Origin of the sequence: Arenibacter aquaticus (genome assembly GCF_003957295.1) — a bacterium.
In the GTDB taxonomy this organism is placed as follows: domain Bacteria; phylum Bacteroidota; class Bacteroidia; order Flavobacteriales; family Flavobacteriaceae; genus Arenibacter; species Arenibacter aquaticus.
The window spans coordinates 1-642 of sequence record NZ_RQPJ01000024.1 but is presented as its reverse complement, the minus strand read 5'-3'; the positions used below and the strand labels follow the sequence as shown (position 1 = coordinate 642).

Here is a 642-nt window from a genome sequence, read left to right as displayed (position 1 = left end):
CTACACCGGTAATCGTTATCTGGTCCGCAATGGCATCAAAGCTGGACCTGTCTACCCAGGCCACAGTACCCACTGCATCGGTAACCAAAACTTTATCGTTACCACCACTTAGTATATTTTCAGTCTGTACCGCATCATCGGCCAATTTTGCATTGGTAACAGCATCGTCACCTAATTTCACGGTGGTCACCGCCCCATCGGCCAGTTTGGCCGTAACTATGGAAAGATCCTCTACCTTGAAAGGATCCGCAGCAGTTCCTACACCGGTAATCGTTACCTGGTCGGCAATGGCATCAAAGCTGGACCTATCTATCCAGGCCACAGTACCCACTGCATCCGTAACCAATACCTTATCGTTTCCTCCCGAAGCCATGTCCTCTGTAAGAATGGTTCCGTTCAATATGTTTTCTGTCTGTACCGCATCATCGGCCAATTTTGCATTGGTAACAGCATCGTCACCTAATTTCACGGTGGTCACCGCCTTATCGGCCAGTTTGGCCGTTACTATGGAAAGGTCCTCTACCTTAAAGGGATCCGCAGCAGTACCTACACCAGTAATCGTTACTTGATCCGCAATGGCATCAAAGCTGGACCTATCTACCCAGGCCACAGTACCCACTGCATCCGTAACCAATACCTTGT

1 pseudogene is annotated in these 642 nt (G+C 49.2%); it reads right to left on the bottom strand.

Going from position 1 to position 642, the window contains the following annotated elements:
• A pseudogene (locus EHW67_RS20605) lies at positions 1-642 on the bottom strand (hypothetical protein); the annotation flags it as partial.